Origin of the sequence: Nonomuraea sp. NPDC050691 (genome assembly GCF_040654455.1) — a bacterium.
In the GTDB taxonomy this organism is placed as follows: domain Bacteria; phylum Actinomycetota; class Actinomycetes; order Streptosporangiales; family Streptosporangiaceae; genus Nonomuraea.
The window spans coordinates 1-9,622 of sequence record NZ_JBFAIA010000249.1; the positions used below are offsets into that span (position 1 = coordinate 1).

The 9,622-nt window shown below is 72.8% G+C and carries 11 protein-coding genes; 4 read left to right on the forward strand and 7 right to left on the reverse strand.

The annotated features are described in order from the left end of the window. The 5 genes from mshC to AB0H81_RS41725 form a co-directional block, all read right to left on the reverse strand. On the reverse strand, positions 1-1,247 hold a 1,247-nt coding region (mshC, locus tag AB0H81_RS41705; RefSeq protein WP_358387066.1), incomplete at its 3' end, for a cysteine--1-D-myo-inosityl 2-amino-2-deoxy-alpha-D-glucopyranoside ligase. 10 nt (positions 1,248-1,257) lie between these two features. After that, positions 1,258-1,956: an NRDE family protein gene (locus AB0H81_RS41710; protein ID WP_358387069.1), complete on the reverse strand. Its 699-nt coding sequence runs from the start codon at positions 1,954-1,956 to the stop codon at positions 1,258-1,260. Between the two features lie 63 nt (positions 1,957-2,019). Further along, a complete protein-coding gene (locus AB0H81_RS41715; protein WP_358387072.1) occupies positions 2,020-2,784 on the reverse strand; it encodes an SCO1664 family protein in 765 nt (254 codons plus the stop codon). After that, positions 2,781-3,329, reverse strand: coding sequence for a DUF3090 domain-containing protein (locus AB0H81_RS41720; RefSeq protein WP_358387074.1), 549 nt, complete (start codon positions 3,327-3,329; stop codon positions 2,781-2,783). Before AB0H81_RS41720 ends, AB0H81_RS41715 begins: the two co-directional genes overlap by 4 nt. 9 nt (positions 3,330-3,338) lie before the next feature. Continuing rightward, the gene (locus AB0H81_RS41725; RefSeq protein ID WP_358387077.1) at positions 3,339-4,025 is read right to left on the reverse strand and encodes an MSMEG_4193 family putative phosphomutase; all 687 of its coding nucleotides are present in this window, start codon (positions 4,023-4,025) and stop codon (positions 3,339-3,341) included. Positions 4,026-4,089: 64 nt separating this feature from the next. Between AB0H81_RS41725 and AB0H81_RS41730 the strand changes: the two genes are divergently transcribed. Together AB0H81_RS41730 and AB0H81_RS41735 are read left to right on the forward strand one after the other, a co-directional pair. Beyond that, positions 4,090-5,037: an aldo/keto reductase gene (locus AB0H81_RS41730; protein WP_358387080.1), complete on the forward strand. Its 948-nt coding sequence runs from the start codon at positions 4,090-4,092 to the stop codon at positions 5,035-5,037. A gap of 191 nt (positions 5,038-5,228) precedes the next feature. Beyond that, positions 5,229-6,110, forward strand: coding sequence for a hypothetical protein (locus AB0H81_RS41735; protein ID WP_358387082.1), 882 nt, complete (start codon positions 5,229-5,231; stop codon positions 6,108-6,110). 178 nt (positions 6,111-6,288) lie between these two features. Here the strand turns inward: AB0H81_RS41735 and fabI are convergent, their stop codons facing one another. Together fabI and fabG are read right to left on the reverse strand one after the other, a co-directional pair. Further along, entirely contained in the window at positions 6,289-7,053 is a 765-nt protein-coding gene (gene fabI / locus AB0H81_RS41740) for an enoyl-ACP reductase FabI (protein WP_358387085.1), read from the reverse strand. Between the two features lies 1 nt (position 7,054). Then, complete coding sequence (gene fabG / locus AB0H81_RS41745; protein ID WP_175601265.1) at positions 7,055-7,750, reverse strand: 3-oxoacyl-ACP reductase FabG; 696 nt, start codon at positions 7,748-7,750, stop codon at positions 7,055-7,057. A 77-nt stretch (positions 7,751-7,827) separates the two neighbouring features. Here fabG and AB0H81_RS41750 point away from each other — a divergent pair, with 77 nt between their 5' ends. Both AB0H81_RS41750 and AB0H81_RS41755 read left to right on the forward strand, forming a co-directional pair. Then, positions 7,828-9,324, forward strand: a complete 1,497-nt coding sequence (locus AB0H81_RS41750; protein ID WP_358387088.1) for a TldD/PmbA family protein — start codon at positions 7,828-7,830, stop codon at positions 9,322-9,324. A 32-nt stretch (positions 9,325-9,356) separates the two neighbouring features. Continuing rightward, on the forward strand, positions 9,357-9,622 hold a 266-nt coding region (locus tag AB0H81_RS41755; RefSeq protein WP_358387091.1), incomplete at its 3' end, for a DNA gyrase modulator.

Sequence of the window (9,622 nt, forward strand, 5' to 3'; positions counted from 1 at the left end):
CCAGCGCTACCGCCGCGAAGCACTTGCCGAAGAGTTCCACGAACGATTCGTGACAGCCCGTCGAGCAGGGCCGGCGCGCCGGGGTCGGTGCCCTTCCCGGCCAGCGCCTCGCCGGCCCAGGCGTCGACCGCGGCCAGCGCGCCCGGCGCGTCCAGGTCGTCGGCCAGCCGCTCGCGCACCCGCGCCAGCACGTCGTCCGCGGGCGGTCCCGACGGCAGCGCCACCGCCTCGCGCCAGCGGGCCAGCCGCCGCTCCGCCCCGGCCATCAGCTCCGGGGTGTACTCCCAGTCGGCGCGGTAGTGGTGGGCCAGCAGGACCAGCCGGATCGCCATCGGGTCGCGCTCCTGGCGCAGCCGCGAGACGAACACGAGGTTGCCCTTCGACTTCGACATCTTCTCGCCGTCGAGGGCGACCATGCCGGCGTGGGTGTAGAACTTGGCGAAGGGCCACTCGCCGGTCGCCGCGTGCCCCTCGGAGGCGCCGCACTCGTGGTGCGGGAAGATCAGGTCCGAGCCGCCGCCGGCCACGTCGTAGCCGGCGCCCAGATGGTCGAGCGCGATGGCCGTGCACTCGATGTGCCAGCCGGGACGGCCCCGCCCCAGCGCCGAGTCCCAGGCCGGCTCCCCCGGCCGCTCGGCCCGCCACAGCAGCCAGTCGAGCGGGTGGCGCTTGCCCGGCCGCTCGGGGTCGCCGCCCCGCTCGGCGAACAGCGCCAGCATCTCCTGCTCGCCGTAACCGGACACCTGGCCGAACTTCGGCGCGTCGGCCGAGCTGAAGTAGACGTCGCCGTCCAGCTCGTAGGTGACGCCCTTGCCCGACAGGGCCTCGATCAGCCCGGCGACGCGGCCGACGACCTCGGTGACGCCCACGTACTCGCGGGGCGGCACGATGCGCAGCGCCTCCATGTCCGTGCGGAACAGCTCGATCTCCCGCTCGGCCAGCTCCTGCCAGGGGACGCCGGTCTGCTCGGCGCGCTCCAGGAGCGGGTCGTCCACGTCGGTGGTGTTCTGCGTGTAGTGGACGTCGTGGCCGCCGTCGCGCCACACCCGGCCGACCAGGTCGAAGGCGAGATAGGTGTTGGCGTGCCCGAGGTGCGTGGCGTCGTACGGGGTGATGCCGCACACGTACATCCGGGCCGTGGGACCCGGATCGGTCGGGCGCACCTGCCCGGCCGCCGTGTCGTGGAGCCGCAGAGGGACGCTCTGACCGGGCAGTTTGGGGATGTTCGGGGCGGACCACGATCTCATAGCTTTGAGCCTATCTGTCCCGCTCGGCGGTCAGGTCGGTGAAGTCGTACGTCACGTCGTCCTCGGCCAGCGTGACCCGCATGGCCGACAGCGAGGTCAGGATCTTGCCCTCGGGCGTCTCGTGGCGGACGAGGAGCGACTCGGGGTCGGCGGAGTGCGCCTCCTCGCCCGGGACGCGCCAGTCGCCGGCCCGGAAGCGGGGCAGGTTGGCGACGACGCGGGGATGGGTGGGGTCGAGTCCCGCCGCGCTGACGACCATGTTGACGCCGTCGGGCACGCGGGTGACGGTCAGCCGCTCGCCGTCCCAGCCGGCCAGCCGCGCTCCCGGCGGCTCGGCGAGCAGGAGGTAGAAGGGGTCGTACGCGGTGAGGTCCGCCTCCGCCAGGCTCACCTCCGGGGGGACGTCCTCGCGGGGCGGGTCGCCCGGCAGGGTGCCGGCGGCGGCGGCGCGCAGGGCCAGGTCGCCGCGGGAGACGCGGGTGGCCTCGGGGGCCATGGAGCCGCACCCGTTGAGCAGGGCGGCGGCGCGGCGGGCGGCCGGATGGACCGCCAGCCAGGTGCCGCCGGCCTTGAGGTCACGGCCGCCGATCACGCCGGGGTAGCGCTCGGGCCAGTGCTCTCCAGGCCCCTCCCAGGGGCGGTCGGCGTACTCGTCGCGCACGAACAGGAGAGTGAGGGGCCACCCCGTCTTCACGATCAGAGTGCACATGGGGCAAAGCGTAGTAAATGGGTTTGGGGCGTAGTAAATGGGTTTGGAGCGTAGTGAATGGGTTTAGATCGGCGGCCAGGGGATGGCGGGCCAGTCCTCCGACGGCGACGGGTGGACGCCGGTGTCGAGCAGCCGCCTGACCCGCTGCCAGGTCGCCTCGACCTCCGCCTGGGTCAGCAGCTCGCGCAGCCTGCGCCCGAGGGAGCCCGACTCCAGCTCGCGATCCAGCTTGGCCAGCACGGAGACGGCCTCGCGCGCCAGCGGCTTGCCGCGCCACTGCCACAGCACGGTGCGCAGTTTGTCCTCGGCGGCGAAGCAGACGCCGTGGTCGACCCCGTACACGTGGCCGGTGGGCAGCGGCAGCAGGTGGCCGCCCTTGCGGTCGGCGTTGTTGACCACGGCGTCGAAGACCGCCATCCGGCGCACCACCGGGTTGCGGCTGCGCACCAGCCGCATGAGGTCTATCTCGCGCTCGGTGTCGATCCAGAGCTGGCACATGCCGGGGCCGAACGGGCCGTCGCGGTAGACGGTCGGCGGCACGATCTGCCAGCCGGTCGCCTGGGACACCTCGAAGGCCGCCACCTCGCGGGCCGCCAGCGTGCCGTCGGGGAAGTCCCACAGCGGGCGCTCCCCGCGTACGGGCTTGTAGACGCAGGCGACGGTGTTCCCGGCGAGCGTGACGGAGCAGTAGAGCGTCAGGTTGGTCGCCTCGACCAGGCGGCCCACCACGTCCAGGCGCCCGTCACGGAGGAGCTTCAGCGCCCTCTCGTCGTCCATGACCGGCGTGTGCGAGTGCCTGACGGCGGGCTCGCTCTCCGGGGCGCTCATGAAGCCGCCTCACCCCCGCGGTAGCCGTTGAGCCGGACACAGATGTGCCCCTCGGCGTCGAGGGGCTGGCCGCACAGAGGACAGGGTGGCCTGCCCGCGGCGACGAGCCGCAGGGCGCGCGCGGTGAAGGCCCGCGCGGCCCCGGCGCTGATGCGGACCCGCAGCACGGCGGGCTCGGGCGGGTCGAGGTCCTCGTCGTCGACCATCTCCTGCGCCTCGATCACCACCTGCGAGGTCTCGGGGTCCCACGCGAGCGCCATGGTGCCCACCCGGAAGTCCTCGGCCAGCGGGACGTCGAGGGGGGCCTCGTCGGAGAGCTCGGCGGGCGCCAGGGCCGGCACGTGGGCGGTGCCCCCGCTGCGCCGCAGCACCTCGTCGAGCAGCTCGTCGAGCCTGCCCGCGAGCGCGGCGACCTGCAGCTTCTCCAGCGCGACCGTGGTCAGTCTGCCCTCGGCTCTGGCCTGCAGAAAGAAGGCTCGGGCGCCCGGTTGCCCCAGGGCACCGGCCACGAACCTCTCTGGTGGGTCGTAGTCGAAGACCGGCATAGCCTGACCTTACGTGGTCCCGGGTCCGCCGCCGACGGCGGCATCGCTCCCGGTGATGTTTTCTCCCCCGTCTTTCTCCTCCGAATCCTCGGGGAGCCGCAATTCCCCCATATCGTTAAGCCTGAGGAGAAAGGGACGCAAGGGGGCATAGCGAATCACTGTGAGCGCCGCAGGATCTGCTGTTATCCGCTGAAACTGGTCAAGATGCAGGCCCAGCGCGTCGGCCACGATCGCCTTGATCACGTCGCCGTGGCTGCACACGAGGTAGACGCCCTTCTCCCCCACGCGCGCGTTCCACTCCCGCACCGCCGCCACCGCCCGGTGCTGCACGTCCGCCAGCGGCTCGCCGCCGGGGAAGACCGCCGCGCTCGGATGGGCCTGCACCACCCGCCACAGCGGCTCCTTGGCCAGTTCCTCCAGCGGGCGGCCGGTCCAGTCGCCGTAGCCGCACTCAACGAACCGCTCGTCGGTCTTCACGGCCGTCCCGCGGCCCTCGGCGACGGCCGTCGCGGTCTCCACGCACCGCTCCAGCGGGCTGGAGACCACCGCGTCCAGCCGCACGCCCGCGAGGCGCGCGGCCAGCGCCCCGGCCTGCCGCCGGCCCTCCTCGCTCAGGTGCACTCCCGGTGTACGGCCGGCCAGGACGGGCCCCGTGAGGGCGGTGAGGCCGTGGCGGGCCAGAAGCAGCGTGGTCACCGTCCAAGTGTCGCAGGCGTGGATCACGCCTTTTCCGCGGCCCGGACGGTACCCTTTCGGGACCATGCAGCAGCGCTATGTAGGCCGTAGCGGCCTGTCGGTGTCCCGGGTGGGGCTCGGCACGATGACCTGGGGGCGTGACACCGACGCCGACGAGGCCTCGGCGCAGCTCCGCACCTTCGTGGACGCGGGGGGCACGCTCGTCGACACGGCCGACGTCTACACCGGCGGCGACGCCGAGCGCCTGCTCGGCCGGCTGCTGCGCGACCAGGTGCCCCGCTCCGAGCTGGTGATCTCGACCAAGGCCGTGGTGACGCCGCTCGGCCGCCGCCCCCGCGACGCCTCCCGCCGCCACCTGGTGGCCGCCGTCGACGAGTCGCTGGCCCGCCTCGGCGTCGACTACGTCGACCTGTGGCAGCTCCACACCTACGACGACGAGGTGCCGCTGGAGGAGACCCTCGCCGCGCTCGACGCGATCGTCTCCTCCGGCCGGGCCGTCTACGCGGGCGTGTGCGACTACGCCGGCTGGCAGCTCGCCGCCGCGGCCGTCGCCCAGCGCTCCGTCCCCGGCCGCGTGCCGATCATCTCGGCCCAGGCCGAGTACTCCCTGCTGGCGCGCGAGCCCGAGCGGGAGCTGCTGCCGGCCGCCGAGCACGTCGGGGCCGGGGTCCTGGCCTGGTCCCCGCTGGGACGGGGGGTGCTGACGGGCAAGTACCGCACCGGCATCCCGGCCGACTCGCGGGCCGCCACGCCGCACTTCGCCGACTTCGTCCGGCCGTACCTCGACGAGCGCTGCCGCCGGGTGGTGGAGTCGGTGATGACGGCCGCCGACGGGCTCGGCGTGTCGCCGCTGGCGGTGGCGCTGTCGTGGGTGCGCGACCAGCCGGGGGTGGCCTCGGCCATCGTGGGGGCCCGCACGCGGTCGCAGCTCGCGGGCATCCTCTCGGCCGAGGAGGTCGTGCTGCCCCGGGAGATCCGTGAGGCCCTGGACGACGTGTCCTCCCTGGACTGACGCGGGCGCGCGCGCCCGGACCGACGCGGGCGCGCGGACCGCCCAAGGGAACCGGAGTCGGGCTCGCGTATCACTACTCGATACCGAATCGCAACTTTGGCGGGAAACACCTGCGTCTCGGCGGCGATGTCCGTAAAGATTTCATCCAAGGCGATGCGGGAGGGGACGGACCGATGGGGAGCAGGACCGCGATGTCGGCTGGTGTCCTGGCGACGGCACTGGCGGCGACCGCGGTCACCGTGGCCCTCACGGTGCCGGTCGCCGGGCCGGCCGCGGCGGACGACTGCCCCAAGGGGGGCGGCTTACTCGGCGGCGTGACGGGCACGGTCTGCGACACGGTCGGCAAGGTCACCGACACCGTCGACGGCGTGACCGGTGGCAAGGCCAAGGGCCTGACCGACAAGGTGGGCGACACCACGGGCAAGGTGCTCGGCAAGGTGGGCGAGGCCGTGCCCACGGCCAAGCCCGGCCAGGCCAGGAAGAGCGATCCCGACCCGTTGCCGTCCACCACGAGCACCCTGCTGCCCGAGACGCTCGGAGACGTGTGCCTGCCGGTGCTGGCCTGCGACGACCAGAGCGTCCGCGACGACGCCGTGACGCCCGGTCCGCGCGCCACCGCGCTGTCACCCGGGGAGAGGCGCACGGGGCAGCCCGGGCAGCCCACGCGCTCCGGCACGGCCCGCCAGCGCAAGGACGACGAGCACCCCACGACGGCCCCCACGACCGCGCCCACCCGCTCCGCCACGCAGCCGGACAGCCAGCCGTACCTCCTGGACACCAAGGAGGAGCGGATCGGCGAGGAGCCGGCGGCCGACCCGGACGAGCCGCGCATCGACCTGCTCTGGCCGCACCCCCTCGTGCGCGACCTGACGGTGCCGCTGCACGACCAGCAGGTCGTACGGCCGAGCGCCCCCGCCTCGGACGTGCTGGGGACGGCGTTGACGATCGCGCTGCTGCTGTCGGCGGTGGCGGCGACGCGGGTGGTGCAGCAGCGGCGGCAGCGCTCGGACCAGCCCGACTCGATCCCGTTCGAGCCGTCCACGGCCGCCAACGGCCGCCACCGCCTCGCCTGAGCCGCCTCCGCGCGCAGGTAGGGCCGCCCCTGAGCCGCCTCCGCGCGCGGGTAAGGCCGCCCCTGAGCCGCGTCCAGGTCGGCAGGCCGTCCCGGAGAACGGGTCTCCCCCGCGAAAAGCCGCGCCCGGCCGCGCTGCGATCAGCGGGCCGGGCGTGTCCTTCGCAGAGTGACGGGAGTCAGGCGCCGATCGCGTGGACCCCGCCGTCGACGTGGACGATCTCGCCCGTCGTCGCCGGGAACCAGTCGGACATCAGCGCGAGGCACGCCTTGGCCGCGGGCACCGTGTCGGACAGGTCCCAGCCGAGCGGAGCCTTCTCCGGCCAGCTGTCCTCGAACTCCTTGAAGCCGGGGATCGACTTGGCCGCCATCGTGCGCAGCGGCCCGGCCGCGACGAGGTTGACCCGGATGCCCTGCTTGCCCAGGTCACGGGCGAGGTAGCGGGAGGCGGACTCCAGACCGGCCTTGGCCACGCCCATCCAGTCGTAGACGGGCCACGCCTTGGAGGCGTCGAAGTCGAGGCCGACGACCGCACCGCCCTCCTTCATCAGCGGCAGGCAGGCGACCGCCAGCGACTTGAACGAGTACGTGGACACGTGCAGGGCGGTGGAGACGTCCTCCCACGTGGTGTTGAGGAAGTTGCCGCCGAGCGCGGTCTGCGGGGCGAAGCCGATGGAGTGGACGACCCCGTCGAGGCCGTCGACGTGCTCGCCGACCCGGGAGGCCAGCGTGTCGAGGTGCTCGGTGTTCTGCACGTCGAGCTCCAGCACCGGGGCGGGCTGCGGCAGCCGCTTCGCGATGCGCTCGACCAGGCTGAGCCGGCCGAAGCCGGTGAGCACCACGGTGGCGCCCTCCTCCTGGGCCAGCTTCGCGACCGAGAACGCGATCGAGGCGTCGGTCAGGACGCCCGTCACGAGGATCCGCTTGCCTTCGAGAATGCCCACGTCAGTGCCCCATTCCGAGTCCGCCGTCGACCGGGATCACGGCCCCGGTGATGTAGGAGGCGTCGTCGCTCGCCAGGAAGCGGACGACGCGCGCGACCTCGCCCGGCGACGCCTGCCGCCCGAGCGGGATGTTCTTGATGATGGCCTCCTCGTCCAGGCCGGCCGTCATGTCGGTCTGGACGAATCCGGGCGCGACCACGTTGACCGTGATGCCGCGCGAGCCGTACTCGCGCGCCATGGACCGGCCGAACCCGATGAGGCCGGCCTTGGAGGCGGCGTAGTTGGTCTGGCCGGCGGAGCCGAGCAGGGCGACGACCGAGGAGACGAGGATGACGCGCCCGCGCTTGAGCTTCATCATCGGCCGGATGGCCCGCTTGGCGACCCGGTAGGCGCCGGTGAGGTTGGCGTCGATGACGTCGGTGAAGGTGTCCTCCTTCATCATCGCCAGCAGGGTGTCCTTGGTGATGCCGGCGTTGGCCACCAGCACCTCGACGGGGCCCTGCTCGGCCTCCACCTTCTCGAAGGCGGCCTCGACGTCGTCCATGCTGGTCACGTCGCACCGGACGCCGAACAGCCCCTCCGGGGGCTCTCCCGAACGGTAGGTGACCGCGACGGCGTCGCCGGCCGCGGCTAGTTCACGGGCGATCGCGAGGCCGATGCCGCGATTGCCCCCGGTGACGAGTACAGAGCGTGCCATGAGACCTGACGCTATCCCCTACCGGCGGGTATCCGCTTGTCCGGGCCAGACAAGATCACAGGGTTAGGATCGTGGACATGCGCCAGATGGACCCCGAATTCCTGGAGCTGCCGTTGCGGCAGCTGGCGGACGCCGCCCTGCAACGCGCCCGTGACCTGGGTGCCGAGCACGCCGACTTCCGGCTCGAACGCGTCAGGGCCGAGATGCTGAGCCTCTACGACGCCCGGCTCGAAGGCGCGATGGACGCCGACGACCTGGGCTACGCCGTACGCGTCGTCAAGGGCGGCACGTGGGGCTTCGCCTCGGGCATCCTCCTCACCCCGGAGGCGGCCGCGGCGGTGGCCGAGCAGGCGGTGCGCGTGGCCGAGGTGAGCGCGCCGATCAACCGCGAGCCGATCGAGCTGGCGCCCGAGCCGGCGCACCGCGACGTCACCTGGGTCTCCTCGTACGAGGTCGACCCGTTCACGGTGCCGACGGCCGACAAGATCGCGCTGCTGGCCGAATGGTCGGCGGGGCTGCTGAAGGGCGCCGACCACGTCTCGGCCCGGCTGCACCAGGTCAAGGAGCAGAAGTTCTACGCCGACACGGCGGGCACGGTCACCACCCAGCAGCGCGTGCGGATCCACCCCAACCTCAACGCGATGAAGGCGGCCGGCGGCGGCTTCGACGACATGTCGACGATCGCCCCTCCGGCGGGCCGCGGCTACGAGTACATGACCGGCACCGGCTGGGACTGGGCGGCCGAGCTGGCCCGCCTCCCCGAGCTGCTGGCCGAGAAGCTGGCCGCGCCCTCGGTCGAGCCGGGCGACTACGACCTGGTGATCGACCCGTCCAACCTGTGGCTGACCATCCACGAGTCGATCGGCCACGCCACGGAGCTGGACCGGGCGCTCGGCTACGAGGCGGCCTACGCGGGCACCAGCTTCGCCACCTTCGACCAGCTCGGCGAGCTGAAGTACGGGTCCCCGATCATGAACGTGACGGGTGACCGCACGGTCGAGCACGGCCTGGCCACGGTCGGCTACGACGACGAGGGTGTCGAGGGGCAGTCGTTCGACATCGTGCGCGACGGCGTCCTGGTCGGCTACCAGCTCGACCGGCGCATGGCGCTGATGAAGGGCTTCGGCCGCTCCAACGGTTGCGCGTTCGCCGACTCCCCCGGCCACATGCCGATCCAGCGCATGGCCAACGTCTCGCTCGCCCCGGCGCCGGACGGCCCATCCACCGAGGAGCTGATCTCCGGCGTGCGGCGCGGCCTCTACATCGTGGGCGACAAGAGCTGGTCCATCGACATGCAGCGCTACAACTTCCAGTTCACGGGGCAGCGGGCGTACCTGATCAGCGACGGCCGGCTGGCCGGCCAGGTGCGCGACTTCGCCTATCAGGCGACCACGACCGACTTCTGGCAGTCGATGGAGGCGGTCGGCGGGCCGCAGACGTACGTGCTCGGCGGCGCCTTCAACTGCGGCAAGGGCCAGCCGGGGCAGGTCGCCCCGGTCAGCCACGGGTGCCCGTCGGCGCTGTTCCGGGGCGTCCGGATCCTCAACACCGTGCAGGAGGGTGGAAAGAAGTGAGCGAGCACATCACCGGCGGTTCGCCGCAGGAGATGGTGGAGCGGGCACTGGAGCTGTCGCGGGCCGACGGCTGCATGGTGCTCGCCGACGAGGGCTCCACCGCCAACCTGCGCTTCGCGGGCAACACCCTCACCACCAACGGCGTCGCCCGTTCCTCGCGGCTGACCGTCATCTCCGTCGTGGGCGAGGGCGTCGGCGTCGTGTCGCGCGCCGCCGTGCGGCCCGACCAGCTCGCCGACGTGGTCGAGGCGGCCGACCGGGCGGCGCGCGAGGCGCAGCCGGCCGAGGACGCCCGGCC

Excerpts from the sequence above, each read along its gene's own strand:
- AB0H81_RS41710 (WP_358387069.1), bottom strand. The coding sequence starts at position 1,956 with ATGTGCACTCTGATCGTGAAGACGGGGTGGCCCCTCACTCTCCTGTTC.
- AB0H81_RS41715 (WP_358387072.1), bottom strand. The coding sequence starts at position 2,784 with ATGAGCGCCCCGGAGAGCGAGCCCGCCGTCAGGCACTCGCACACGCCG.
- AB0H81_RS41720 (WP_358387074.1), bottom strand. The coding sequence starts at position 3,329 with ATGCCGGTCTTCGACTACGACCCACCAGAGAGGTTCGTGGCCGGTGCC.
- AB0H81_RS41730 (WP_358387080.1), top strand. The coding sequence starts at position 4,090 with ATGCAGCAGCGCTATGTAGGCCGTAGCGGCCTGTCGGTGTCCCGGGTG.
- AB0H81_RS41735 (WP_358387082.1), top strand. The coding sequence starts at position 5,229 with ATGTCGGCTGGTGTCCTGGCGACGGCACTGGCGGCGACCGCGGTCACC.
- fabG (WP_175601265.1), bottom strand. The coding sequence starts at position 7,750 with ATGGCACGCTCTGTACTCGTCACCGGGGGCAATCGCGGCATCGGCCTC.
- AB0H81_RS41750 (WP_358387088.1), top strand. The coding sequence starts at position 7,828 with ATGCGCCAGATGGACCCCGAATTCCTGGAGCTGCCGTTGCGGCAGCTG.